This is a genomic window from Thermomonospora catenispora, assembly GCF_006363815.1.
GTDB lineage: Bacteria > Actinomycetota > Actinomycetes > Streptosporangiales > Streptosporangiaceae > Thermomonospora > Thermomonospora catenispora.
On sequence record NZ_RRYT01000044.1, the window covers coordinates 1 to 25,345 of the forward strand.

Below are 25,345 nucleotides of genomic sequence, written 5' to 3' on the forward strand. Positions count from 1 at the left end.
GACCGTCTCGGGCGCGCCGGGAGCGGCCGCGGGCGCCGCCGGAGCGGGCGGGCCCGCCGCGACCGGCGACCGGACCCGCGAGCAGCGGGCGCGCCGGCCGGACGTCGAGGGCGACGCGATGACCCGTTCGGAGGAGCACCTGCGGGTCGGCAAGGAGACCCGCGAGAGCGGCCGAGTACGGCTGCGCAAATACGTGGTCACCGAGGAGGAACAGGTGACCGTCCCGGTCAGCCACGAGGAGGTGAGGATCGAGCGCGAACCGATCACCGAGGAGAACCGCGACGAGGCGATGAGCGGGCAGGACCTCACCGAGTCCGAGCACGAGGTGATCCTGCACGAGGAACGCCCGGTGGTGTCCAAGGAGACCACCCCGGTCGAACGGGTGCGCGCCACCAAGGAGACGATCACCGAGCAGCAGACCGTCGGCGGCCAGGTCCGCAAGGAGCGCATCGAGGTCGAAGAGGACGACGAGCGCGCTCGACGCCGCGGCCGCCCGGGCGGCTCCGGCGACCGGTGACCCGGCCCGACCGACGTCCCGGCGGCCCGCCCGCCGCCGGGACGTCCTCGTCTCCGTCCCCGGTCGGGACGTCCCCGGTCAGGACTCGGCGGCCACCCGCTCCAGGGAGCGCACCAGGTCCTCGGGGTAGGGGGCCTCGAACTCCACCCGCTCCCCGGTGGTGGGGTGCTCGAACCCCAGCTTGACCGCGTGCAGCCACTGCCGCCGCACGCCCAGCCGCTCCGCCAGGGTCGGGTCGGCCCCGTACATCAGATCGCCGACGCACGGGTGGCGGATCGCCGCCATGTGCACCCGGATCTGGTGGGTGCGTCCGGTCTCCAGGTCGATCTCCAGCAGGCTGGCGGCCCGGAACGCCTCCATCGTGTCGTAATGGGTGATCGAGGGCCGGCCCCCGGCGACCACCGCGAACCGGCCGTCCCCGGAGGGGTGCCGGTCGATGGGGGCGTCGATGGTGCCGCGGAACGGGTCCGGATGCCCCTGCACCAGGGCGTGGTAGCGCTTCTCGACCCGGCGCTCCTTGAACGCCCGCTTCAGCCGCGAGTAGGCGATCTCGCTCTTGGCGACCACCATCGCGCCGGTGGTGTTGGCGTCCAGCCGGTGCACGATGCCCTGCCGTTCGGCGGCGCCGCTGGTGGCCACCGTGTGCCCGGCGCTCAGCAGCCCGCCCAGCACGGTGGGGCCGGTCCAGCCGACGGTGGGGTGCGCGGCCACGCCGACCGGCTTGGAGATCACCACGATGTCCTCGTCCTCGTAGAGGATCGTCATGCCGGGCACCGGCTCGGCCACCGGGCGCGGCGGAGCGGGCGGCGGGGGAAGCGTCACCTCCAGCCAGCCGCCGCCGTGCACCCGGTCGGACTTGGCGACCGTCTTCCCGTCCAGCAGCACGTCCCCGGCGGCGATGATGTCGGCGGCGCGGCTGCGCGACAGCCCGAACAGCCGAGCCAGCGCCGCGTCCACCCGTTCACCCTCGAGCCCCTCCGGGACCGGAAGGCTGCGTACGTCCGCCATCGCTGCCCGTTCACTCCTCGTCTTCGTCACCGCGTCGATCCGTGCCGCCGTCGCCGGGGGTCTCGGCCCGCGGCCCGGCGTCCTCCCCGCCGCCGACCCGGGTGCCGTCCAGCTGCAGCCCGCGGGCGGTCAGCAGGACCGCCAGGACGCCGCCGCACACGATCGCCGAGTCGGCCAGGTTGAACACCGGCCAGTACGGCAGCTCGATCCAATCCACCACGTGCCCCCTCAACGGGGAGGGGGCGCGCAGCAACCGGTCGGCAAGGTTACCCACGGCGCCGCCCAGCAGCAGCCCCAGGCTGATCGCCCAGGACAGGCTGCGCAGGTTGCGGGCGGTGCGCAGGATCGCGATCACCACCCCGATGGCGATCACGGTGAACACGATCGTCATCCCGGTGCCGATGGAGAAGGCGGCCCCGCTGTTGCGGGTGACCCGCAGGGTGAGCAGGCCGCCGAGCAGCTCGATGGGGGCGCGCCCCTCCAGGCGCGCCACCACGATCACTTTGGTGACGGCGTCCAGGACCAGCGCGGTGAGCGCCACCGCGATCAGCACGCCGATACGGCGCGGCTGAGGGGGCCTGCCGGTCCCCTCAGCCGCGTCGGGCCGGTTGTGGGCGTCGTTCAGCGACGCTCCTCGCGAGTTTTGCATGGTACGCATAGGGTCGCACGAGGAAAGGCCTGCAGTCGCGCCTTGCCGATCGGCTTGCCGCACGACTCGCAGATCCCGTACGTCCCGGCGTCCATCCGCTCGATCGCCCGCTCGTTCTGGATCAGCAGGTCACGGAAGTTGTGGGTGAGCGCCATCTCGTGCTCACGGGCGTAGGTCTTGGCCCCGGTGTCGGCCTGGTCGTCACCGGCGCCCTCGCTGACGTCGCCTTGGGCGATCGCCGTCTCGGCGGCGGCGATCTCGGCCTCGAGCGCGGTCATCTCCGCCTCCAGCCGGGTGCGCACCTCGGCCAGCTCCGCCTCCGTCCAGCGCTCCTCGTCGCCGCGCACCGGCAGCTCGGCGGCCGACGCGGCGGGCCGGCGGCCGCGGGCGGCCGTGCCGCGGCGCTTGGAGACGGCGGAGGACGCTCGCCCCTTCTCGGTCGCGGACGTTGCGGCGCTGGTCTGCTCTGCGGGCACTGCGGGCACCTCGGATCTCCTTCTACGCGACACTGCCCGAGCGACGGGCAACAGGCCGCATATGCCCATCGGTCGGTCGTCATGAACCCCGCAACCCTTCGATCTTTGCTCTGATCTCCGTCTCGTCCCCGGCCACCTCGATCACCTTGGTGCGGCTGGTCGCGCCGCTGACCAGGGTCACGTCGCGGCGCCGCACGCCGAGGGCGTCGGCGACCGCGCGCAGCGCCGCCTCGGTGGCCTTGCCCTCCACCGCGCGCGCCGCGACCTTGACCACCAGCGCGTCCCCGTGGACGCCGCCGACCCCGGGGCGCGCCGCCCCCGGCCTCACCCGGATCGCCACCCGTATCGCCACCGTCACCTCCCAGGCGCCCCGGCGCGGGAATCGAGGGGAGTTCCGCGCCGTCGGTGCAGTATCGTCTGCTGTACGGCAAGTCTCACAGGCAAGGCAGTGATGGGGACACCTGCCGCCGAACGCAGCCATGAGCGATCCGGGGACGGTGCGAGCCCGGAGGCGTGCCCGGCGGTCTGATCACCCCGGAGCCGCCGGAAGAACCATCCCCGAGGGGTGCAGTAGACCCGGCAGCCGAGAGGCCAAATGAAGTGGGCCGCGCCCCCGGGCGCGGTCAAGGGAGGGTGGTACCGCGGGGCCGCGCGATCGGCGCGCCTCGTCCCTCCGGTCCTACATGACGGGTTTTCGTGTCGCACCGGAGGTTCCCGCAGTGAGCCGTCAGTTCAGGGCGCTGCCCGCGCAGGTCGATCTGCCCGCCCTGGAGCGGGAGATACTGCGCCGCTGGCAGGAGAACAAGGTCTTCGAGCGGTCGCTGGAGCAGACCGCCCAAGGCCCGACCTGGATGTTCTACGAGGGCCCGCCGACCGCCAACGGCATGCCCGGCGTCCATCACGTCGAGGCCAGGGTCTTCAAGGACGTCTTCCCCCGGTTCAAGACCATGAAGGGCTTCCACGTGCCCCGCAAGGCCGGGTGGGACTGCCACGGCCTGCCGGTCGAGGTCGCGGTGGAGAAGGAGCTGGGCCTGACCGGCAAGCAGGACATCGAGCGGTACGGGATCGCGGAGTTCAACGAGCGCTGCCGCGAGTCGGTGCTGCGCCACGTGGACGCCTTCGAGGCGATGACNGTGGACGCCTTCGAGGCGATGACCGAGCGGATGGGCTACTGGGTCGACATGTCCCAGGCCTACCGCACCATGGACCCCGAGTACATCGAGGCCGTCTGGTGGTCGCTGAAGGTCATCCACGACAAGGGGCTGCTGGTCCGCGACCATCGGATCAGCCCGTACTGCCCGCGCTGCGAGACCCCGCTGTCGGACCACGAGCTGGGCCAGCCGGGCGGCTATGAGACGGTGGTGGACCCGTCGGTGACGGTGCGCTTCCCGCTGACCTCCGGGCCGCTGGCCGGGCGCGCCGCCCTGCTGGTGTGGACGACCACGCCGTGGACGCTGGTGTCCAACACCGCCGTCGCCGCGCATCCGGAGGTGACCTACGCGGTGGCCACCAACGGCGCCGAGTCGGTGGTGGTGGCCGAGCCGCTGCTGGAGAAGGTGCTGGGCGAGGGCTGGGAGGTCCTCCAGCGGTTCGACGGCGCCGAGCTGGTCGGCTGGACCTACCGGCGGCCGTTCGAGCTGGTGGACGTCCCCGACGCGCACCGGGTGATCGCGGCCGAGTTCGTCACCACCGAGGACGGCACCGGGCTGGTGCACCTGGCTCCGGCGTTCGGCGCCGACGACTTCGCCGCCTGCCGGGCCGCCGGGATGCCCGTGGTCAACCCGATCGGCCCGGACGGGCGGTTCGGGGCGGAGGTGCCGCTGGTCGGCGGGGCGTTCTTCAAGGACGCCGACAAGACGCTGCGCAGGGACCTGGCCGAGCGCGGGCTGCTGTTCCGCGACGAGGACTACGAGCACAGCTATCCACACTGCTGGCGGTGCCACACCCCGCTGCTCTACTACGCGCTGCCCGCCTGGTACATCAAGACCACGCAGATCAAGGACCGGCTGCTGGCGGAGAACGCCCGCACCAACTGGTTCCCCGAGACCATCAAGGAGGGCCGGTACGGGGAGTGGCTGCGCAACAACGTCGACTGGTCGCTGTCGCGCAGCCGGTACTGGGGGACCCCGCTGCCGCTGTGGCTGTGCGAGGACGACCACGTCACCGCGGTGGGCTCGCTCGCCGAGCTGGGCGAGCTGGCCGGGCGCGACCTGGCGGACCTGGACCCGCACCGGCCGTACGTGGACGAGGTGACCTTCCCCTGCCCGCAGTGCGGCAAGGAGGCGCGGCGGGTCCCGGACGTGATCGACGCCTGGTACGACTCGGGGGCGATGCCGTTCGCCCAGTGGGGGGCCCCGCACCGCAACAAGGAGATCTTCGACAAGTACTACCCCGCCCAGTACATCTGCGAGGCGCAGGACCAGACCCGAGGCTGGTTCTACTCGCTGATGGCGGTGGGGACGCTGGTGTTCGGCCGGTCCTCGTACGAGAACGTGCTGTGCCTGGGGCTGATCCTGGCCGAGGACGGCCGCAAGATGAGCAAGCACCTGGGCAACGTGCTGGAGCCGATCCCGCTGATGGACCGGCACGGCGCCGACGCCCTGCGCTGGTTCATGGCGGCCAGCGGCCTGCCGTGGGCGGCCCGCCGCGTGGGGCACGCGGCGTTGGAGGAGATCGTCCGCAAGGTCCTGCTGACGTACTGGAACACCGCCTCGTTCCTGGTGCTCTACAGCAACGCGGCGGCCTCCAACGGCACGGGGGCCTGGACGCCGGAGCGGATGGGCGAGGCGCCCGCGCCGGCCGACCGGCCGCTGCTGGACCGCTGGGCGCTGGCCGAGCTGCACCGCACGGTCCGCGAGGTGGACGCGGCGCTGGAGGCGTTCGACACCGCCCGGGCGGGCCGGCGGCTCGCCGAGTTCATCGACGACCTGTCCAACTGGTACGTGCGGCGGTCGCGGCGGCGGTTCTGGGAGGGCCCGGACACCCCGGACGGCGCGGCGGCGTTCGCCACGCTGTACGAGTGCCTGGAGACCCTGACCCGGCTGATGGCGCCGATCGTCCCGTTCGTCACCGACTATGTGTGGGACGTCATCCGGCCCGAGGGCGCACCGGAGTCGGTGCACCTGGCCGAGTGGCCGACGGTCCGCACCGAGCTGCTGGACGAGAAGCTGAGCGAGCAGATGGCGCTGGTGCGGCGACTGGTCGAGCTGGGCCGTGCGGCCCGCGCCTCCAGCGGCGTGCGCACCCGCCAGCCGCTCGGCCGGGCGCTGGTGGGGGCCGCGGGCTGGGCGTCGCTGCCGGCCGAGCTGCGGGCGCAGATCGCCGAGGAGCTGAACGTCGAGCGCGTCGAGGACCTGTCGACGATCGGCGAGGACCTGGTCGAGTACGAGGTCAAGCCGAACTTCCGGGCGCTGGGCCGCCGCCACACCAAGAACGCCCCCAAGGTCGCCAAGGCGATCACCGGGGCGGACGCGGCCGGGCTGGTCGCCGCGCTGCGCGCAGACGGCTCGGTGACCCTGCAGGTGCCGGAGGTCGGGGAGGTGACGCTCGGTCCCGACGACGTGATCGTCACCGAGCGGCCCCGCAGCGGCTGGGCGGTGGAGAGCGCCGCCGGGGAGTCCGTCGCGCTGGATCTGGAGATCACCCCTCAGCTGCGCCGGGCCGGCCTGGTCCGTGAGGCGATCCGGTTGATCCAGGAGGCCCGCAAGTCCACGGGGCTGGAGGTCACCGACCGGATCGAGCTGTGGTGGCGGGCCGACGGCGCCACCGCCGCCGAGCTGGCCGAGGCGCTGCGCGCGCACCAGGAGCAGATCGCCGCCGAGGTGCTCGCCGTCCGCGTCGCCGAGGGCGGGCCGGAGGAGTCGCTGCCGGTCCATCGGGACGAGGACCTGGGGCTGGTGTTCGCCCTCCGCAAGGCGGGATGACCCCGACGGGGATTGTCGCGATGTATCGCGTTTGCGATGATAGGCGTCGTGAACGTCTCTGAGCCTCCCGCGACGCCCGGCACGCCTTCCGCGGCCCCGCCCTCCGGTGCATCCGGGGGGCGGGTCGCGGCGTTGCGGGCGTCGGACGCCGATCGCGACCGCATCGCCGACCGCCTCCGCGAGGCCCTGGCCGAGGGGCGCATCACCCCCGAGGAGCACGCCGAGCGCATCGACGCCCTCTACCGCGCCAAGACCTACGCCGAGCTGGAGCCCTTGGTCGCCGATCTGCCCGATCCCGACGGCCCCGCCCCCCGCCCCCGGGCCGACCGCGTCGAGGGCGGCGACCTGCCCGCCCCTCGCCGGGAGTCGGCGAGCATCGTCGCCGTCTTCGGCGGGGCCGACCGCCGGGGACGATGGCTGGTCGAGCCCACCACCACCGTCCTGGCCGCCTTCGGCGGCGTCGACCTGGACTTCCGCACCGCCGTGCTGAGCCAGCGCGATGTGACCGTGAACGTCACCTGCCTGTTCGGCGGGGTCTCGATCACGGTCCCGCCCGGCGTCCGTGTCGAGAACTCCCTCTCCGCCGTCTTCGGCGGCGTCTCCCTCCCCGACGAGGACGTCCTCTCCCCCGACGCCCCCGTCATCCGGCTCACCGGCGTGGCGCTCTTCGGCGGCGTGCAGATCGAACGGAAATGACCCCTCCCGGGGCGGGCCCATGCCATGGGCCTCTCCCCGGGGCGTCCGTGAGGGAGGATCAGAGCCCGGGAGCGGCGCGTCGACGGCGCCGGGCGGCCGGTCGCGCCCGGCTCGACATGACGCCCTCAGCGCTGCGGAACACCGGAGGCGCCCCGCCCCGGGGCGCGTCCGGCGAGAAGGCGCGCCATGACCGCGGAGACGAGTCCTGGCGAGGCCCGCCGGCCGCGCGCGGTCCCGCTCCCGCCCGCACGAGGCGGTCGAGCCGTGCGGACGTCAGGCGCGGGCCTTGTCGGGCTGGCAGACCAGGCAGGGGGTGCAGCCTCGGGACCGCGCCTCGGAGAGGGGGAGCCGCTCGAGTTCCTCGGCGTCGTTCCCGATGTCCTCGATCAGGGCGCAGTCATTGCTGTGGTAGCGCTTGGTGCCGCTGAGGATGCTGACCTCGGGGTCGGCGGCGGAGGACCCGGTCTCGGACGGCTCCTGCGCACGGGGCTGCTCGGGGATCGCGGCGGAGGACTCGGCGTCCGCGTCGTCGGAGGGGGGAGACCACGCGGACGGGATCGTCCCGGACGGTGCCGGGGCGGGCGGAGCCGCGGGCTTGTCGAGGACGACGGTGGTGCCGCCGGAGTCCGCCGCGGAGGAGGCCGAGCGCTCGGAGGCGGTCTTGCCGGCCGACCGGTCGGCCGCCTTCTCGGCCTTGGCGTCGGTCTTGTCGGCGGCGGAGGCGGAGGCCTCGTCGGCCGCCTTGCCGGCCGTGCCGGCCTTCTCGGTCCGCTTGCCCTGCTTTCCGTCGGAGGAGGCCGACGTCGCGGCCCGCGCCGCCAGGGCGGTGTCGGGCATGCAGGCGGTGCAGGGCGAGAACCCCTCCTCTCGGGCCTCGACGTAGGTGAGCTCCTCGGTGTCGCGGCCGGCGACCTGTCGGCACGTGCTCAGGTGGTAACGCTTGCGGCCGGGGATCACGTGCACCAGCGCCTCATCCGGCACCCGGGCGGGCCGCCCCACCGCCGTGGCGGATGCGCCGTCCTTCCCCGCCGATGCGGAGGCGGCGGGGACCGTGGCGCGCTCGGTCCTGCCCTTGCGGCTCTTGCGCCCCTTGCGCGCCGAGCCCTTGCGGCCTCTGCGGGCGGGGGACGCGCCGACCCCCAGCAACTCCTCACGACGCAGAAAGACCCCGACGGCCAGGCACAGCGCCGATACGACGCTCACCGCGATGGAGATGTAGAGCACCATCTCCAGGTCCACGCCGAGCAGGTCATCGGCGTCGTTCCCCTCGGCCACCAGGACCGCGACGAGCAGACCGATGGCCACCACCACGAGGACACCGCTCAGGATGATCACAGGGTCCTTCTCTCTACAGGTCGCCTAAGGAACCCGGCACCGACATCACTACGGCACCGCGCGAACGGCCTCGCTGCCGTACGCGTGCGGCGGCCATGACATTACCGCTCCGACGGCGGGATTCAACGCCTGTCGTGCGGCGGGTTGTCAGTCGTGTGGAAGGCTCCGGTGGTGGAGTGCTGGGCGTGCTGTGCCGGTTCGGACGGAGGCGCGAACGGCGTGGGGCCGGTGGTGGCGGGTGCGGGCTGCGGCTGTCCGTTGCGGTTCTCAGGGTGCTGGACGGTCTGTTGCGGCCCGGTCTGCGGGCCTCCCGCGGAGGGAGCCGGCTGTCCCGGCCCGAACGGGCCGCCCTCGGCGGCGCCGACCTCCAGTTCCCGCAACTGGCCCTCGAGATAGACCTTGAGCCGGCTGCGGTACTCGCGCTCGAACGCGCGCAGGTTGTCCACCTCGCGCTCGAGCTCCTCGCGCTGCTGCACCAGCGAGCCCATCACCTGGCGGTGCCGCTCCTGGGCGTCGCGGTCCAGCGCCTCGGCGCGGGAACGGGCCTCGCTGATGATCTGGTCGGCCTGACGGCGGGCCTTGCCGACGATCTCCTCGGCCTCGCGGCGGGCGCGGCCCAGCGTCTCGTCGGCCTCGCGGCGGGCGTCGGCGATCGCCTGGTCGGCGGTCTGCTGCGCCAGCGCCAGCACCCGGGCGGCGGTGTCCATGTTGTCCTCGCCGCCGGGGGCGGAGCCGCCGAGCGTGCCGAGGGGCGCGGGCTCGGGCTCGGGCTTGGGCTCGGGGCGCGGCGGCTCGGGCGCCTGGGCCAGGTCGGGCTTGGGCTCCACGATCGGGGCGGCCATCGCCGGCACCTTGCCGCGCAGGCACTCGGCCAGCTTGGCGCGCAGCTCCTCGTTCTCCTGGATCAGTCGGTCGAGCTCGGCCTCGACCTCGTCGAGGAAGGCGTCGACCTCTTCCTCGTCATAGCCCGGCCTGAGCCGGGTCGTACTGAACTGCTTGTTCCGCACATCGGCGGGAGTGAGCGGCATGTCGTCTCCTTGGCGCGCTTGGAGTCTGTCCCAAAGGACGGTATCCGATCAGAGCCCCATCGCGAAGGTGATCATCACGACCAGCCCCCGATGACGATGATCATCATGTAGACCACGAAGAAGAGGACCGTGAAGCTCAGGTCCAGCGCCACGCTACCCAGCTGTATCGGCGGTATGAAGCGCCTCAGCAGTTTCAGCGGCGGATCGGTGACGGTATAGGTGACCTCGGCCACCACCAGCACCCACCCTCGGGGTTGCCAGGACCGGGAGAATACCTGCACCCAGCCGAAGACCATCCTCCCGATCAGGAACAGGAGGAAGATCCACAGCACCGTGGTCAACACGGACGCGATGATGTTCACGGACACTCTCACATATGGGCGTCAGCTCTGGTTTGGGCGTCAGCTCTGGTTGAAGAATCCTCGTTCTGCCATCCGGGCCTTGTCCTCTGCCGTCACCTCGACGTTGGCCGGTGTCAGCAGGAACACCTTGTTGGTGACCCGGTCGATGCTCCCGTGCAGGCCGAAGATCAGTCCCGCCGCGAAGTCGACCAGTCGCTTGGCGTCGCTGTCCGACATCTCGGTCAGATTCATGATCACCGGAGTGCCCTCCCGGAAGTGCTCCCCGATGATCCGAGCTTCGTTGTAGGTCCTCGGGTGCAGGGTAGTGATGCGCGCGAGATCTGACGAACCCGACTCATAACCGGACACGGAGCGTCGTCCCTCCGCAGACGACGCGTAATGATCGCGATCGCGCTCCGCGCCCTCGTCGGCTCGGGTAAGCTGGCCGCCGGAATCCTCGGAACGACGCCGTCCGCTCGGCTCGACCGCCTCGTCGTCGTCGTCGTAGACGTCGTACTCGTCGTAGTCGTCGTACTTGTCGTCGTAGCGGTCGTCCTCAACCAGGCCGAGGTAGACCGCCATCTTGCGCATCGCGCTGGCCATACGCCCCTCCGTCGTCCTGTTGGTGCCGCGCCTGGCGGACGCCGCTGCTCGGCAGTGACCATCGATGGCACCTCCCCGGCAGGTGCCACTGTGGGGACATTACCTGACGATTGCGCCTCGTCCGCCGAGCAACGCCGTACCGATTCGCACGTGTGTCGCGCCACATGCGATGGCCTGCTCCAGATCCCCGCTCATGCCGGCCGAGATCACCGTCGCGGAGGGGTGCGCGGCGCGCAGCCGTTCGGCCACGTCGGCCAGGCGGGCGAACGCCGGAGCGGGATCGGCGCCCAGCGGAGCGACCGCCATGACCCCGGCGAGCTCCAGCCCCTCGGACGCGGCGATCGCATCGGCCAGCGCCGGCGCCTCGTCCGGCGCGGCGCCGCCCCGGCCCGGGCGGTCGTCCAACGAGACCTGCACCAGGCAGCGCAGCGACCGGCCGGCCCGCGTCGCCGCCGACGACAACGCCGTCACCAGCCTGGCCCGGTCCACCGAGTGGACCACATCGGCGTACCGGGCCACCGAACGCGCCTTGTTGGTCTGCAACTGCCCGACGAAATGCCAGGTCAGCGGCAGGTCGCCGCATTCCGCGGCCTTACCGGCGGCCTCCTGGTCGCGGTTCTCGCCGACGTCGGTGACGCCCAGCTCGGCCAGCAGCCGGACGTCGGAGGCGGGGAACGTCTTGGTGACCGCGACCAGCGTGATCTCCGCCGGATCCCGGTCGGCCGCGGCGCAGGCGGCGGCGATCCGTTCCCGCACCCGCCGCAGGTTGGCCGCCAGCTCGTCGCGGCGGGTGCGCACAGCGCCAGCAGGACCCATCGGCAGGTTCCTACTTCAGGAAGTCGGGGACGTCGAGGTCGTCATCGTCGTCGAAGACGACCGGGCGGCGGCGCGGGCCGGCCGAGGCGCCGCCGTCGCCGTCCCCTGCGGACATCCGCGGCGGGGTCTGCTCGGCGGAGGGACGGGGGCGGGGCGGCGTCACGGCGCCCGACTCGCGCTCGGCGGAGCCGGACTCGCGCTCGGACTTGACGGGGCGGACGGACGAGGAGGCGCCGCCCGAGGCGCCCGGGACGGAGGAGGGGGCGTTCTTGGCCGGGGCGGAGTCCCCGGAGCGTTCCCCGGAGGCGGAGTCCTCGTCGTTGGAGTCGGACCGCTCCTGCCGAGCGGGGGCGGACGCGGGCTGCGCCTGGGCGGGGGCCGCGGCGGCCTGGGCCACCGACTGCTGGGCGGACGAGCCGGAGTCCGAGCGCCCGATCCTGGTCGGGATCGGATTCTGCGGCGGAGCGGCGGGACGGGTCGCCGACGCCGGAATCCTGCGGGCCGTCTCCGGCTCCGGCGCCGGCTTAGTAGGGCGCCCCTCGTCGAACCCCGCGGCGATCACGGTCACCCGGACCTCGTCGCCGAGGGCGTCGTCGATGACCGCGCCGAAGATGATGTTGGCGTCCGGGGCGGCGGCGTTGGACACCAGCTGGGCGGCCTCGTTGATCTCGAACAGGCCCAGGTCCGAACCGCCGGAGATGGACAGCAGCACCCCGTGCGCGCCGTCGATGCTGGCCTCCAGCAGCGGGCTGGAGATGGCCATCTCGGCGGCGGCCACGCTGCGGTCGTCGCCGCGCGCCGAGCCGATCCCCATCAGCGCCGAGCCCGCCCCGCTCATCACCGACTTCACGTCGGCGAAGTCCAGGTTGATCAGGCCCGGGGTGGTGATCAGGTCGGTGATGCCCTGCACACCCGACAGCAGCACCTGGTCGGCGGCCTTGAAGGCGTCCAGCACGCTGACCTGGCGGTCGGAGATCGACAGCAGCCGGTCGTTGGGGATGACGATCAGGGTGTCGACCTCGTCGCGCAGGGTCTCGATGCCGGCCTCGGCCTGCATCGCCCGGCGCTTGCCCTCGAAGCTGAACGGCCGGGTGACCACCCCGATGGTCAACGCGCCCAGGGATCGGGCGATGTTGGCCACCACGGGGGCGCCGCCGGTCCCGGTGCCGCCGCCCTCGCCGGCGGTCACGAAGACCATGTCGGCGCCCTTGAGGACCTCCTCGATCTCCTCTCGGTGGTCCTCGGCCGCCTTGCGGCCGACGTCGGGGTTGGCACCGGCGCCCAGCCCGCGGGTGAGCTCGCGGCCGACGTCGAGCTTGACATCGGCATCGCTCATCAGCAGCGCCTGGGCGTCGGTGTTGATCGCGATGAACTCGACGCCCTTGAGACCCTCTTCGATCATCCGGTTGACGGCGTTGACACCGCCACCGCCGATCCCGACGACCTTGATGACCGCGAGGTAATTCTGCGGTGCTGCCACGACGAGGGGCCTTTCCGCTCGTTGAGTCCGGCCGGTCGGCACGCCCGCGGCGGAAGCCGCGCGCCGACCCGCGCAATGGTACTGACCTGGTCTTGTTGAAGTGTGGCTGGAGTGCCCGAGGCCGTCCGTCAACCCTCACCCTCAAGTTGAGGGTTAGACTTATGTCAACCTGAAGGCTGATACGGACAGTAGGGGCGGGTCACCGCCAGGGTCAACTAACCGCCCCCCGACGGCTCCGGCGTGTCGCACTGGGCCGGGCCCGGCCGGATTGCCCCGGGCGGTACGGCTCGTCCGGATGCGCTTCCGGTCGCTCACCGGTCCCCTCCCCTCCACGGTGCCGCGCGCCCGCACGGAGCGCCCGTGATCCTCCAAGCGATCCTCCAAGAGTGCCCCATGTCCCGCCGTCCCTTCCCGCCGACTCGCGCGGCGTCCCCGATCCGGGGTGTGATCCTTTGCGTATCGGGGCCCGGTGCGCTCATCGGGTGGTCACCACCTCGGGCGAGCTGACGTCGATGGTGCGCGCCGACCGTCCCGCCGAGGTCCGGCGCAGCGCCTCCACCAGGCGGCTCTTCTCCGCGGCCCGGCCGGGCGGCCCCCACACCACGGTGAGCGGGCCGGAGTCGCCGACGGCGGAGAACCGCAACGTCACCGACTCGGGGCTGGGGGCGTCCACCGCGGTCAGCCGGCGGGCCAGTCGCTCGGGCAGCTCCTGCACCACCCGCAGCGCCGCCTCGGTGGCCGGATCCCCGGGCTGCGGGACCGCGACGTTCAGCAGGGGCAGCGCGGCGGGACGCCGCGCGGACTCGGTGACGGCGACCCCGAACCGGTCGAGCTGCCAAAAGCGCCCGGCCCGCTCGACCGCCACCAACGGCACCCGCTCGCGCACCTCGATCCGCACCGTGCCCGGCCACACCCGGCGCACCGTCGCCGACTCCACCTCGCGGAGCCGCTGCACCCGGGCGCGCACCTCGTCGGTGTCCAGCCGGGCCAGCGGCAGGCCCGTCCTGACGCCGGCCGCGGCCACCAGCCGGTCGCGCTGCACCAGCGTCGCCCCGGCCACCTCGACCCGCCGCACCGCCAGCAGCGGAGAGCCCAGCAGCACCCAGGCGACGGCGGCCGACAGGGCCAGCGCCAGCAGGGCCGCCCCGACGGGCCGCCACCCGGGCCGCGGCCGTCGTCCTCCCGACGCGCGGGCCGCGGCGCGTCCTCGCCTCACCCGAGTCCGTGTCATAGACCTCGATGATGACCCGAACCGACCGTGTCGTCGGAGATCCACGCCGTGATCAGCCGAGCCGTTCCAGGATCACCGGCCCCAGCTTGGTCACGTCGCCGGCGCCGAGGGTGAGCACCAGGTCGCCGGGACGGGCCAGCCCGGCCACCGCCTCCGGCACGTCGGCGGTGTCGGGGACGTACTCCACCCGGGTGCCGTCCGGCACGGCGTCGGCGATCAGCCGGCCGCTCACCCCGGGCTCGGGGTCCTCCCGGGCACCGTACACGTCCAGCACCACCGCCACGTCGGCCAGGCCCAGCGCCCGGCCGAACTCGGCGGCGAAGAACCGGGTCCGGCTGTACAGGTGCGGCTGGAACACCGCGATGATGCGCCCCGTCCCCGGCAGCTGCTCCAGATACTCGCGGACGGCCTCCAGATCGGCGGTCAGCTCGGTCGGATGGTGGGCGTAGCTGTCGAGCACCTGCACCCCGCCGGCCTCGCCCTTGCGCTCCAGCCGGCGCATCGACCCGGCGAACGAGGCCAGCCCTTCCCGCGCCACCGCGAAGTCGTGGCCCAGCAGCCGCGCGACGGCGACCACGGCGGTGGCGTTGTGGGCGTAGTGCCGCCCCGGCACCGCCAAGGTCACCTCGCCGAGCCCGGCGATGCAAAACCGGGAGCCCAGGCCGCGCGGGGTGAAGTCGGTGATGCGCAGGTCGGCGTCGGCGGCCTCCCCGTAGGTGACCACGGTCAGCCCGCGCCCGCGGGCGGCCTCGGCCAATTCGCGGGCCACGGGATCGTCGGCGGAGGCGACCAGCGCCCCGTCCGGCACCACCCGCCGCACGAACCGCTGGAAGTTCTCCTTGACCCGCTCGAACGCCCCGTAGTTGTCCAGGTGGTCGGCCTCCACGTTGGTGACCACCGCGATGTGGGGGGTGTACCGCAGGAACGACCCGTCGCTCTCGTCGGCCTCGGCCACGAACACGTCGCCGGTGCCGTCGTCGGCGCCGAGACCGGTGGTGATCAGCTGCCCGCCGATGCAGTAGGCGGGGTCGGCCCCGGCGTGCTGCAGCACGACGGTGAGCATCGAGGTGGTGGTGGTCTTGCCGTGGGTGCCGGCGACCGCCACCGCCCGCCGCCCGGCCATCAGCGCCGCCAGCGCCTCGGAGCGGTGCAGCACCCGCAGGCCGCGCTCGCGCGCCGCCCGCAGCTCGGGGTTGCTCTCGCGGATGGCGGTGGACACCACCACCGTGTCGGCGTCGCCGAGGTGGTCGGCGGAGTGCCCGACGTGCACCCGCGCGCCCAGCTCCGCCAGCCGCTTCAGCATGGGCGAGTCCTGGGCGTCGCTGCCGGACACGGTGATCCCGCGGCGCAGCATGATCCGGGCGATCCCGGACATGCCCGCCCCGCCGATCGCGATGAAGTGGACGTGCCGCATCGCCTCGTCGGGGGCGCCGGGCCGGGCGCCGCTCATCGGGCCTGTGCTCCCTGCACGACCTCGCGGACCAGCCCGGCCAGCACCACGTCGGCGTCCCGGTGGCCCATCCGCGCGGCGGCCTCCGACATCTGCGCCACCCGCGCCGGATCGGCCAGCACCGGCAGCAGGGTGGTGCGGATCCACTCCGGGCTCAGCTCGGCGTCGTCGACCAGCAGCCCGCCGCCGGCGGCCACGATCGGCTCGGCGTTCAGCCGCTGCTCGCCGTTGCCGTGCGGCAGCGGCACGTACGCCGCCGGCAGGCCCACCGCGGTCAGCTCGGCGCAGGTCATCGCGCCCGCCCGGCAGATGGCCATGTCGGCGGCGGCGTAGGCCAGGTCCATCCGGTCGCAATAGGGCAGGGTGACGTACTGCGGGCCGCCGCGGGCCGGCTCGGGCTCCTCGGTGTTCTTGGGGCCGACGATGTGCAGCACCTGGATGCCGGCGGCGCGGAAGTCCGGGGCGCAGGCCACCGCGGCCCGGTTGAGCGAGCGGGCCCCCTGCGAGCCGCCGAAGATCAGCAGCGTCGGCAGGTCCGGCATCAGCCCGAAGTAGGAGCGGGCCTTGTCCCCCATCGCCAGCCGGTCCAAGGTGGCGATCTCCCGGCGCAGCGGGATGCCGACGAACTTGGCGTGCGGCAGCGGGGTGTTCTCGTGCGAGACGGCGACGTGCTCGGTGAACCGCGCGCCGAGCCGGTTGGCCAGGCCGGGCCGGGGGTTGGCCTCGTGCACGATGATCGGGATGCGACGCTTGCGGGCGGCCAGATAGCCGGGGGTGGCGACATAGCCGCCGAACCCGACCAGCACGTCGGCCTGCACCCGGTCCAGCACGGCGGCGGCCGCGTTGATCGCCCCGCGCAGCCGCCCGGGGACGGTCAGCAGCCGGGGGGTCAGCGTGCGCGGCAGCGGGACGGGGGGGATCAGGGCCAGCTCATAGCCCCGCTGCGGGACCAGCCGGGTCTCCAGGCCTCGTTCGGTGCCCAGGCAGGTGATCTGGACACTCGGATCCTCGCGGCGCAGCGCGTCGGCGAGGGCGAGCGCCGGCTCGATGTGTCCAGCGGTCCCGCCGCCGGCCAGGACAACCCTCATGCTCGAGTACGCCTCCTCAGCGTGGTGGTGAAAACGGACTTCATCGCCGTGCCAGACCAAGCCAGCTTAGAGCCCTTCGGACCGGTCCGGGGCCGCGTGCGGCCAGCGCCTGCCGCGCGCCCGGCTCGCGTTGCGCGAACGCCAGCAGCATGCCCAGTGCGGCCAGGGTGGGGATCAGCGCCGATCCCCCGTACGACACCAGCGGCAGCGGGATGCCCGTGATGGGCAGCACGCCGATCACCGCCCCGATGTTGACCAGCGCCTGGACCGACAGCCATCCGGTGACCGCCGCCGCGGCCAGCCGCATGAACGGGTCCTTCACGCGCCGGGCGATCCGCAGGCCGGCGTAGGCCAGCAGGCCGAACAGGCCCAATACGACGAGCGTACCGACCAGGCCCAGCTGTTCTCCGATGATCGCAAAGATGAAGTCGGTCTCGGCGTGCGGCAGGAACCCCCACTGCGCCCGGCCCTCGCCCAGCCCGGTGCCGAACCAGCCCCCGGAGGCGATCGCCAGCTTCCCCTGAACGCCCTGGTAGCGCACCCCCAGCGGGTCGCCGGAGGAGTCCAGGAAGCCGATCAGCCGCTGCATCCGATAGGGCTCGACCACGATCAGGATGGCCACCAGCAGCCCGATCAGCCCGGTCATCCCGACGAACAGCCGACCGGGGGCGCCCACCACCCACAGCAGGGTCAGGAAGATGGACAGCAGCACCAGGGTGGTGCCCAGGTCGTGGCCGAGCATCACCAGCATCACCACCACCCCGGAGACGGGCAGCAGCGGGATCAGCAGCGTCCGCCAGTCGGTGAGCTGGCCCTGCCGCTCCCGGCGGGCCATCAGGTCCGCGCCCCACAGCACCAGGCTCAGCTTGGCCGGCTCGGACGGCTGGATCTGGACCGGGCCCAGATCGATCCAGCGGGTGGCGCCGCCCACGGTCAGGCCCAGTCCCGGGATCAGCACGATCACCAACCCGATGATCGACAGCAGCAGCAACGGGTAGGCCAGCGCCCGGAACGTCCGCGGCGGCAGCCTGGCCGCCAGCCACATCAGCGGCAGCCCGAGCGCCATCCACACCGCCTGCCGCTGCAGCAGGGTGTAGGCCGACCCGGTCTCCTGCAGCTGCTTGACGTTGGAGGACGCCAGCACCATCGTCAGCCCCAGCGCCAGCAGCAGCATCGAGCAGCCGAGCACCAGGTAGTAGGAGGCCAGGGGGCGGTCCAGCAGCCCCACCAGGGCGACGAACTGCGCCCGCACGCCCGGCCGGCCGCCGTCCCGGGTGGAGGGGGAGGTCATCGGCGCCTACCCGGCCGCCCGTTCGGCCAGCCGGTGCACCGCCGCGGCGAACGCGTCGCCGCGCGCGCCGTACCCGGAGAACATGTCGAACGAGGCGCCGGCCGGGGCGAGCAGCACGGTGTCCCCGGGCCGGGCGAGCCGGGAGGCGTGGGTCACCACGATGTCCATCGCCCCAGTGTCGGTCTCCGCGACGTCCGCCACGGGGACATCCGGGGCGTGTCGCGCCAGCGCTTCGGCGATCTTGCCGCGGTCGGCGCCCAGCAGCACCGCCCCGCGCAGCCGTCCGGCGCACGAGCGGACCAGGTCGTCGACCTCGGCGCCCTTGAGCAGCCCGCCGGCGATCCACACCACCTTCTCGTAGGCGGCCAGCGACGCCGCCGCCGCGTGCGGGTTGGTGGCCTTGGAGTCGTCCACGTAGTCCACCCCGTCCACGGTGGCCACGTGCGCGATGCGGTGCGGCTCGGGCGTGAACGCGCGCAGCCCCTCCCGGACCGCCTCCGGCGGGACGCCGTGGGCGCGGGCCAACGCGGCGGCGGCGAGCGCGTTGGCCACGTTGTGCGGCGCGAACGGCCGCACGTCCGACAGGGAGGCCAGCTCCTCGGCCCGCCGGACCGGGTCGGCGGTGAACGCCCGGTCCACCAGCAGGTCCTCCACCACGCCGAGCTGGCCGGGCGCGGGGATCGCCAAGGTGAACTCGGCGCGCCGCGCGGCGCCCTCGGCCAGCTTCAGCGCGATCGGGTCGGCGGCGTTGGCCACGGCGAGCGTTCCGGGGCCGAAGATCCGCCCCTTGTCGGCGGCGTACGCCTCCAGGGAGCCGTGCCAGTCGATGTGGTCGGGCGCGACGTTGAGCACGGCGGCGGCCGCCGGGTCGAGGGTGGAGGACCAGTGCAGCTGGAAGCTGGACAGCTCCACCGCCAGCACGTCGTAGGAGGGGTCGGCCGCCGCCTCCACGATCGGGGCGCCGACGTTGCCGACCGCCAGGGCGCGGTGCCCGGCGGCCTTCAGGATGGACGCCAGCATCCGCACCACGGTGGTCTTGCCGTTGGTCCCGGTCAGCGCCAGCCACGGGGCCGCGCCCTCGGCGGGCCGCAGCCGCCAGGCCAGCTCGACCTCGCCGTAGATCTCCACTCCGGCCGCGGCGGCTGCCTTCGGCAGCGGGGCGTCGGGCCGCCAGCCGGGCGAGACCACGACCAGGTCGGTGCCCGGGGGCAGCGCGTCGCCGTCGCCCAGCCGCACCCGGACGCCGTGCGCGCGCAGCTCCTCGGCCTGCGCGCGGGCGTCGGCGTCGTCGCGGGCGTCCACCACGGTGACCCGGGCGCCCCGGGCGGCCAGCGCCCGGGCCGCCGCCCGACCGGAGATCCCCAGCCCGGCCACACAGACCGGCCGTCCCCGCCAGTTGTCCGCGTTCACCCCTTAGGCATCCATTCCAGGTAGAACAGACCGATCCCCAGCGCCACGAACAGCGCGGACATCAGCCAGAATCGCACGACGATGGTGGTCTCGGCCCATCCGGACAGCTCGAAGTGATGCTGCAGCGGGGCCATCTTGAACACCCGTTTGCCGGTTCCGGTGAACTTCTGGGTCACCTGGAACACCCCGACCTGGATCATCACCGACAGGGTGATCATCACGATCAGGCCGCACAGGATCGCCAGCAGGAACTGGGTGCGGGTGAGGATGGCCAGGCCGACCAGCACGCCGCCGAGCGCCAGCGACCCGGTGTCGCCCATGAAGACCTTCGCCGGCGGGGCGTTCCACCACAGGAACCCGAACACGCCGCCCAGCACCGCCGCGGCCACCACCGCCAGGTCCAGCGGGTCGCGGACGCTGTAGCAGTTGGGCGCCAGCCCGGCGCCGAAGCAGCTGTTGCGCAGCTGCCAGTTGCCGATGATCACGTAGGCGGCCAGCACCATCGCGGCGGGCCCGGCGGCCAGGCCGTCCAGCCCGTCGGTCAGGTTCACGCCGTTGGAGACCGCGGCGATCAGAAACAGCGCCCACAGCACGAACAGGTACGGCCCGATGGAGGGGCCGAAGTCGCGCAGGAACGACAGGTGGTCGGTGGCCGGAGTGACGTCGTAGCCGTTGGGGAAGTTCAGCGAGGCGATCGCGAAGACCACGCCGACCAGCACGATCCCGATCATCTTGGCGCCGCTGCGCAGGCCCAGGCTGCGCTGCTTGAACACCTTGATGTAGTCGTCGACGAAGCCGACCAGCCCGAGCCCGGTCATCAGCATCAGCACCAGCACGCCGGACACGGTGGGGGTGGTCTGCGTCACCATGTGCGCGACCGCGTACCCGACCAGCGAGCCGACGATGAAGACCGTGCCGCCCATGGTGGGGGTGCCGCGCTTGCCGTGATGCGCCTGCGGCCCCTCCTCGCGGATCATCTGGCCGTAGCCGAGCCGACGCACCAGGCGGATCCACAACGGGGTGCCCACCATGCCGATGAACAGCGCCACCCCGGCCGCCACCATGATGTTCAGCACGAGGCGGCCCTCCCGTCGGCGTCGTCGCCGGAGGCGGGCGCCAGCAACCCGGCGGCGACCCGCTCCATCCCGGCCACGCGAGAGCCCTTCACCAGCACGACGTCCTGCGGCCGCAGCCGCTCGCGGAGCGCGGTCACCGCCGCGCCGACGTCATCCACCTGTACGCACTCTCCCGTCCATGACCCCACCTGACCGGCCCCGTCGATCATCGGGGCCGCCGCAGCGCCCACCGCGATCAGACCGGCGAATCCGCTGCGCGCGACATGCTGCCCGATCTTCTCGTGTTCCGCCACAGAACGCCCGCCCAGTTCCGCCATTTCCCCCAACGCGGCGAACGCCCGGCCCCCGGTGGCGCGCGCCATGTGCGCCACCGTGTCCACCGCCGCCCGCATCGACTCGGGATTGGCGTTGTAGGCGTCGTTGACCACTACCACACCCTCGCGGGTGCGTTCGACCTCCATCCGCCACCGGCTGACCGGCCGCGCCTGTGAGAGCGCCTCGGCGACGTCCTGCGGCCTCATCCCGACCCGGAGCGCCACCGCCGCGGCCGCCAGCGCGTTGCCGACCGCGTGAGCGCCGTGCAGGGCCAATCCGACCGGCACCGAGCCCTGCGGCGTCACCAGGGTGAAGCGGGGGCGGCCCTGCCCGTCCAGGGTCTCGTCCACGGCCCGCACGTCGGCGTCGCCGCCGCGGCCGAAGGTGATCACCTCGGCCGCGGTGCGCGCGGCCATCGCGCGCACCAGGGGGTCGTCGGCGTTGAGCACCGCCGCGCCGTTCTCCGGCAGCGCCTCCACCAGCTCGCCCTTGGCCCGGGCGATGGCCTCCCGGTCGCCGAACTCCCCGATGTGGGCGCTGCCGACGTTCAGCACCACCCCGATGCGCGGCGGCGCGATCCGGCACAGGTAGGCGACGTGCCCGACGCCCCGCGCGCCCATCTCCAGCACCAGATGGCGGGTGTCGGCGTCGGCGCGCAGCACGGTCAGCGGATGGCCGATCTCGTTGTTGAACGACCCCTTGGCCGCCACCGTGGGACCGTGCCGCCGCAAGACCTGGGCGATCAGGTCCTTGGTGGAGGTCTTGCCGGCCGAGCCGGTGACCCCCACGACCACGGTCCGGGGCAGCCGGGCCAGCACGGCGCGGGCCAGCCGGCCCAGCGCCGCCACCGTGTCGTCCACCACCACGGCCGGCAGCACCGGGGGGTCGAGGGCGCGCTGGGCCAGCACTCCGGCGGCCCCGGCCTCCACCGCCGCGGCGGCGAAGTCGTGGCCGTCGGCGCGCTCCCCGCGCAGCGCCACGAACAGCGCCCCGGGGACGACCTCCCGGGAGTCGATGACGACCGGGCCGGTGACCACCGCGCCGTCCCCGCCCGGCGCCGCCGCGCCCTGCGTGATCCGTGCGATCTCCGACAGCGCGAGTGGGATCACCGCCGGCCCACGTCCTTTCCGTTCCCGCCGGCCAGCAGCCGGCGCAGCTCGGCGCGCACCACCTCGCGGTCGTCGAACGGCAGTACCCGGCCGGCCACGTGCTGTCCCTGCTCATGTCCCTTGCCGGCGACGACGACCACGTCGCCGCGCTCCGCCCGGCTCAACGCCAGCGAGATCGCCGCGGCCCGGTCCGGCTCGACCACCAGGTGCGCGCGTTCGTTCTGCGGCACCTTGAGCACGCCCTCGACCATAGCGGCGAGGATCGCCAGCGGGTCCTCCGATCGGGGATTGTCATCGGTGAAGACCGCCAGGTCGGCCAGCCGGGCGGCGGCCTCCCCCATCAGCGGGCGCTTGCCGCGGTCCCGGTCGCCGCCGCAGCCGAGCACCACGATCAGCCGCCCGGAGGCGACCTTCCGCAGCGAGGTCAGCACCGCCTCCACCGCGCCGGGCTTGTGGGAGTAGTCCACCAGAGCGGTGAAGTCCTGGCCCTCGTCGACCGGCTCCAGCCGACCGGGCACGCCGGCCAGGGCGCCGACGCCGCGGACCGCCGTCGGCAGTCCGATGCCGGCCTCCACCAGCGCCACGATCGCCGCCAGCGCGTTGGCGACGTTGAACGGCCCGGGCAGCCGGATCGCCGCGTCGGCCTCCACGCCGCCCGGCCCGACCACCCGGAACGCGCTGCCGTCGGCGCCCAGCCGGACGTCCTCGACCCGCCAGTCGGCCGACCGGTCCCCGGCCGCCGAGAAGGTGGTCAGCGGCACCTGGGCGATCCGCGTCAGCTCGCGGCCGTAGCGGTCGTCGACGTTGATCACGCCGACCCGGCTGTAGGCGGGGGTGAACAGCCTGGCCTTGGCGGCGAAGTAGTCCTCCATCGTGGGATGGAAGTCCAGGTGGTCCTGCGAGAGGTTGGTGAAGATCGCCACGTCGTAGCAGGCGCCGCCGACCCGGCCCTGGGCCAGGGCGTGGCTGGAGACCTCCATCGCCGCGGCGCCGACCCCGCGCTCGCGCATCAGCGCGAAGGCGCCGTGCAGATCGGTGGCCTCGGGGGTGGTGAGCGTGCTGGGCAGCCGGGTGTCGCCGATCCGCGTCTCCACGGTGCCGATCACCGCGGTCTCCACCCCGGCGGCCCGCAGCCCGGCCTCCAGGAGGTAGACCGTGGTGGTCTTGCCGCTGGTGCCGGTCACCCCGATCAGCGTCAGGTCGCGGGCGGGGTCGCCGTACACCCAGGAGGCGGCCCGGCCGAGCCGGGCGCGGGGATCCTCGACGACCAGCACCGGCAGCCCGGTCCGTTCGGCGGCGGCCCGGCCGGCCGGGTCGGTGAGGATCGCCGCGGCGCCGGCGGCGGCGGCCTGGGCGGCGAAGTCGGCGCCGTGCACGCGGGAGCCGGGCAGCGCGGCGTACAGGTCGCCGGGCAGCACCTGCCGGGAGTCGTGGGTGATGCCCGTCACCTGCGTGCGGGCCAGGCCGGGGGCGTCCGCGGGGAGGGACAGCAGCTCGGCCAGCCCGGACAGCGGACGGGCGGGATTGGTGGTCGGGCGCATCACGGTTCTTTCGCGGCGGTCGGGAGCCGTGACATGACTGCTCGCGTCACGGCGGGGAAGCGTACCCGCCCACCGTAGCGAGCATGGTCAGTCGCGGACGTAGATGTCGATCTTCGGCGGCCGTCCGCCGGTGGGCGGGATCTTGCGGGTCTTCAGGGCGAAGGCCATCACATCCCGAAAGACCGGCGCGGCCACGTCGCCACCATAATGGCTTCCCTTGGTCGGCTTCTGCAGCACCACCTGTACCACCAGTTGCGGATCGTCCGCCGGGGCGAACCCGGCGAACGAGGCGGTGTAACCGCCGCCCTCGTAGCAGCCGCAGTCCGGGTTGACGATCTCCGCGGTGCCGGTCTTGCCCGCCACCCGGTAGCCGGGGACGCGCGCCTTGGGGGCGGTGCCCTCCTCGGTCGTGGCGCCCTCCAGCATGCGGGTGATCTGCGCGGCGGTGGACCGGCTGATCACCCGTCGCTGGGCGGGGGCGGGGGCGGCGACGAACCGGCCGTCCGGCTCCACGGTGCCGGCGATCAGCTGCGGGCTGACCCGGACGCCGCCGTTGGCGATGGTGGCGTACACGCTGGCCATCTGCAGCGCGTTCACCGACACGGTCTGGCCGAAGGAGATGGGGTAGCGGTCGGTGCCCGACCACCGGCTCGGCGGAGTGAGCACCCCCGGGGTCTCCCCCGGCAGCCCCACCCGGGTCGGCTCGCCGAACCCGAAGGCGCGCAGGTACTCGTACAGGGTCTGGGCGGAGATGGTCTCGCTGGCCAGGATGGTGCCGACGTTGCTGGAGGTGGCCAGGATCCCGGAGAAGGTCATCCGCCGGGTGGGATGCGGGTGCGCGTCGCGGAACGTGCGCTTGTGCCGCTGGATGGAGTACGGCACCCGGAACACGGTGTCGGGGGTGACGCCGCCCTTCTCCAGCGCCGCCGCGGCGGTGATGACCTTGTTGGTGCTGCCCGGCTCGTAGGCCTCCTGAACGGCCGGGTTGCTCCAGTCGTCGGCCCGGCCGTAGTCGTTGGGGTCGTAGCCGGGGGCCGTGGCCAGCGCCAGGATGTGGCCGGTGCGCGGATCCAGCACGATCACGCTGCCGTTGCGCGCCCCGGTGGCCCGCACCTGCTCCTCGATCGCCTGCTGCGCCTTGGCCTGCACGTCGCGCAGCAGGGTCAGCCGCAGGCCCCGGCCGGGCACCGGATCACGCCTGCTGTCCTCCCCCATCGGGATGACCTGGCCGCTGACGCTGGTCTCCACCCGCTGCCAGCCGTCCACCCCGGCCAGCTGCCGGTCGTAGGCCGACTCCAGGCCGGCGCCGCCCTTGCCCTCCCGGTTGACGAACCCGATCACGCTCGCCGCCAGGTCGCCGTTGGGATAGATCCGGCGGTACTCCGGCAGCGTGTCCACCCCCGGCAGGTCCAGGGCCTCCACCATCCGGCCCTGGTCGGGGCTGATGCCCCGGGCCAGGTAGACGAAGCGGCTGCCCGAGGTGCTGATCTTCTTCAGCACCTCGGCGGGGTCCATCGACAGCAGCGGCGCCAGCGCCGAGGCCACCCGCTGCCGATCGGCGGGCTCGATGAGCGCCGGATCGGCGTAGACGGCGCGCGCCTCGACGGTCTTGGCCAGCGGATGGCCGTCGGCGTCGGTGATGTCGCCGCGCACCGCGGGCAGCTCCAGCTCGTGCAGCCGCTGCTTGACGGCGCGGGCGGCGTAGACGTCGGCCTCGATGGTCTGCAGCTGCACCAGCCGTCCGGCGAACAGCGACAGCACGAACGCGATGACCAGCAGCCCGGAGTTGAGCCGCTTGATCGGGTCGCCGCGCCGGAACGACGGGCGGGACGGCCCGCGGGGCGGCCTGCCGCCGCCCCTCCGCGCGGACCGCCCGCCGGAGGAGGCGCGGACGGTCCCGCGGGGCCGAGCGGACCGGCCCGCCGGGGCCGGCCGTCGAACGGGCTCCCCGCCGCGGCCGAC

At 73.3% G+C, this 25,345-nt stretch carries 22 protein-coding genes; 3 read left to right on the forward strand and 19 right to left on the reverse strand.

All coding sequences use genetic code 11. The features are described 5' to 3' along the window. The coding region (locus EIO00_RS22145) for a YsnF/AvaK domain-containing protein (protein ID WP_140182030.1) at positions 1–517 on the forward strand (517 nt) is incomplete at its 5' end. Positions 518–595: 78 nt separating this feature from the next. On the opposite strand, the gene EIO00_RS22150 is transcribed toward EIO00_RS22145, so the two are convergent. The 4 genes from EIO00_RS22150 to EIO00_RS22165 all read right to left on the reverse strand — a co-directional run bounded on the left by EIO00_RS22150 (position 596) and on the right by EIO00_RS22165 (position 3,002). After that, positions 596–1,525, reverse strand: coding sequence for an RluA family pseudouridine synthase (locus tag EIO00_RS22150; RefSeq protein WP_140182032.1), 930 nt, complete (start codon positions 1,523–1,525; stop codon positions 596–598). 10 nt (positions 1,526–1,535) lie between these two features. Continuing rightward, on the reverse strand, positions 1,536–2,174 hold the full coding sequence (gene lspA / locus EIO00_RS22155) for a signal peptidase II (RefSeq protein ID WP_140182034.1): 639 nt from the start codon (positions 2,172–2,174) through the stop codon (positions 1,536–1,538). Next, entirely contained in the window at positions 2,147–2,527 is a 381-nt protein-coding gene (locus tag EIO00_RS22160) for a TraR/DksA family transcriptional regulator (protein WP_241661528.1), read from the reverse strand. Before EIO00_RS22160 ends, lspA begins: the two co-directional genes overlap by 28 nt. Positions 2,528–2,729: 202 nt before the next feature. Beyond that, positions 2,730–3,002: a DUF167 domain-containing protein gene (locus EIO00_RS22165; RefSeq protein WP_241661523.1), complete on the reverse strand. Its 273-nt coding sequence runs from the start codon at positions 3,000–3,002 to the stop codon at positions 2,730–2,732. A 331-nt stretch (positions 3,003–3,333) separates the two neighbouring features. Between EIO00_RS22165 and ileS the strand changes: the two genes are divergently transcribed. Both ileS and EIO00_RS22175 read left to right on the forward strand, forming a co-directional pair. Further along, complete coding sequence (gene ileS / locus EIO00_RS22170; protein WP_140182038.1) at positions 3,334–6,573, forward strand: isoleucine--tRNA ligase; 3,240 nt, start codon at positions 3,334–3,336, stop codon at positions 6,571–6,573. Positions 6,574–6,705: 132 nt separating this feature from the next. Next, complete coding sequence (locus EIO00_RS22175; protein ID WP_241661524.1) at positions 6,706–7,269, forward strand: DUF1707 SHOCT-like domain-containing protein; 564 nt, start codon at positions 6,706–6,708, stop codon at positions 7,267–7,269. 273 nt (positions 7,270–7,542) lie between these two features. Here the strand turns inward: EIO00_RS22175 and EIO00_RS22180 are convergent, their stop codons facing one another. The 15 genes from EIO00_RS22180 to EIO00_RS22250 form a co-directional block, all read right to left on the reverse strand. Beyond that, positions 7,543–8,604 carry a hypothetical protein gene (locus tag EIO00_RS22180; RefSeq protein ID WP_140182042.1) on the reverse strand — a complete coding sequence of 354 codons (1,062 nt, stop codon included), beginning with the start codon at positions 8,602–8,604 and terminating at the stop codon, positions 7,543–7,545. Positions 8,605–8,726: 122 nt separating this feature from the next. Beyond that, a complete protein-coding gene (locus EIO00_RS22185) occupies positions 8,727–9,632 on the reverse strand; it encodes a DivIVA domain-containing protein (RefSeq protein WP_140182044.1) in 906 nt (301 codons plus the stop codon). Positions 9,633–9,706: 74 nt separating this feature from the next. Beyond that, a complete protein-coding gene (locus tag EIO00_RS22190; protein ID WP_140182070.1) occupies positions 9,707–9,994 on the reverse strand; it encodes a YggT family protein in 288 nt (95 codons plus the stop codon). 39 nt (positions 9,995–10,033) lie between these two features. Next, complete coding sequence (locus EIO00_RS22195; RefSeq protein ID WP_140182046.1) at positions 10,034–10,576, reverse strand: cell division protein SepF; 543 nt, start codon at positions 10,574–10,576, stop codon at positions 10,034–10,036. A 99-nt stretch (positions 10,577–10,675) separates the two neighbouring features. Further along, positions 10,676–11,392 (reverse strand): YggS family pyridoxal phosphate-dependent enzyme, encoded by a 717-nt coding sequence (locus tag EIO00_RS22200; RefSeq protein ID WP_140182048.1) that lies wholly within the window; start codon positions 11,390–11,392, stop codon positions 10,676–10,678. Between the two features lie 10 nt (positions 11,393–11,402). Further along, positions 11,403–12,872, reverse strand: coding sequence for a cell division protein FtsZ (gene ftsZ / locus EIO00_RS22205; protein ID WP_140182050.1), 1,470 nt, complete (start codon positions 12,870–12,872; stop codon positions 11,403–11,405). A gap of 475 nt (positions 12,873–13,347) precedes the next feature. Beyond that, complete coding sequence (locus tag EIO00_RS22210) at positions 13,348–14,088, reverse strand: cell division protein FtsQ/DivIB (RefSeq protein WP_241661525.1); 741 nt, start codon at positions 14,086–14,088, stop codon at positions 13,348–13,350. Positions 14,089–14,155: 67 nt separating this feature from the next. Next, a complete protein-coding gene (murC, locus tag EIO00_RS22215; protein WP_140182054.1) occupies positions 14,156–15,553 on the reverse strand; it encodes a UDP-N-acetylmuramate--L-alanine ligase in 1,398 nt (465 codons plus the stop codon). After that, positions 15,550–16,641 carry an undecaprenyldiphospho-muramoylpentapeptide beta-N-acetylglucosaminyltransferase gene (gene murG, locus EIO00_RS22220; protein WP_140182056.1) on the reverse strand — a complete coding sequence of 364 codons (1,092 nt, stop codon included), beginning with the start codon at positions 16,639–16,641 and terminating at the stop codon, positions 15,550–15,552. The genes murC and murG overlap by 4 nt, the downstream gene beginning before the upstream one ends. A 40-nt stretch (positions 16,642–16,681) precedes the next feature. Continuing rightward, positions 16,682–17,932 carry a putative lipid II flippase FtsW gene (ftsW, locus tag EIO00_RS22225; RefSeq protein ID WP_140182058.1) on the reverse strand — a complete coding sequence of 417 codons (1,251 nt, stop codon included), beginning with the start codon at positions 17,930–17,932 and terminating at the stop codon, positions 16,682–16,684. Positions 17,933–17,938: 6 nt separating this feature from the next. Continuing rightward, complete coding sequence (gene murD / locus EIO00_RS22230) at positions 17,939–19,342, reverse strand: UDP-N-acetylmuramoyl-L-alanine--D-glutamate ligase (protein ID WP_140182060.1); 1,404 nt, start codon at positions 19,340–19,342, stop codon at positions 17,939–17,941. Continuing rightward, the gene (mraY, locus tag EIO00_RS22235) at positions 19,339–20,418 is read right to left on the reverse strand and encodes a phospho-N-acetylmuramoyl-pentapeptide-transferase (RefSeq protein WP_140182062.1); all 1,080 of its coding nucleotides are present in this window, start codon (positions 20,416–20,418) and stop codon (positions 19,339–19,341) included. The genes murD and mraY overlap by 4 nt, the downstream gene beginning before the upstream one ends. Further along, complete coding sequence (locus EIO00_RS22240) at positions 20,412–21,842, reverse strand: UDP-N-acetylmuramoyl-tripeptide--D-alanyl-D-alanine ligase (protein ID WP_140182064.1); 1,431 nt, start codon at positions 21,840–21,842, stop codon at positions 20,412–20,414. The genes mraY and EIO00_RS22240 overlap by 7 nt, the downstream gene beginning before the upstream one ends. Further along, positions 21,839–23,383 carry a UDP-N-acetylmuramoyl-L-alanyl-D-glutamate--2,6-diaminopimelate ligase gene (locus EIO00_RS22245; RefSeq protein ID WP_140182066.1) on the reverse strand — a complete coding sequence of 515 codons (1,545 nt, stop codon included), beginning with the start codon at positions 23,381–23,383 and terminating at the stop codon, positions 21,839–21,841. The genes EIO00_RS22240 and EIO00_RS22245 overlap by 4 nt, the downstream gene beginning before the upstream one ends. A gap of 87 nt (positions 23,384–23,470) precedes the next feature. After that, positions 23,471–25,183 (reverse strand): peptidoglycan D,D-transpeptidase FtsI family protein, encoded by a 1,713-nt coding sequence (locus tag EIO00_RS22250; RefSeq protein WP_140182072.1) that lies wholly within the window; start codon positions 25,181–25,183, stop codon positions 23,471–23,473. Between the last annotated feature and the right edge of the window lie 162 nt (positions 25,184–25,345).

Coding starts and splice junctions, on each gene's coding strand:
- EIO00_RS22245 (WP_140182066.1), bottom strand. CDS start 23,383: ATGCGCCCGACCACCAATCCCGCCCGTCCGCTGTCCGGGCTGGCCGAG.
- lspA (WP_140182034.1), bottom strand. CDS start 2,174: ATGCAAAACTCGCGAGGAGCGTCGCTGAACGACGCCCACAACCGGCCC.
- murC (WP_140182054.1), bottom strand. CDS start 15,553: ATGAGCGGCGCCCGGCCCGGCGCCCCCGACGAGGCGATGCGGCACGTC.
- EIO00_RS22150 (WP_140182032.1), bottom strand. CDS start 1,525: ATGGCGGACGTACGCAGCCTTCCGGTCCCGGAGGGGCTCGAGGGTGAA.
- EIO00_RS22200 (WP_140182048.1), bottom strand. CDS start 11,392: ATGGGTCCTGCTGGCGCTGTGCGCACCCGCCGCGACGAGCTGGCGGCC.
- murG (WP_140182056.1), bottom strand. CDS start 16,641: ATGAGGGTTGTCCTGGCCGGCGGCGGGACCGCTGGACACATCGAGCCG.
- ftsW (WP_140182058.1), bottom strand. CDS start 17,932: ATGACCTCCCCCTCCACCCGGGACGGCGGCCGGCCGGGCGTGCGGGCG.
- EIO00_RS22195 (WP_140182046.1), bottom strand. CDS start 10,576: ATGGCCAGCGCGATGCGCAAGATGGCGGTCTACCTCGGCCTGGTTGAG.
- EIO00_RS22185 (WP_140182044.1), bottom strand. CDS start 9,632: ATGCCGCTCACTCCCGCCGATGTGCGGAACAAGCAGTTCAGTACGACC.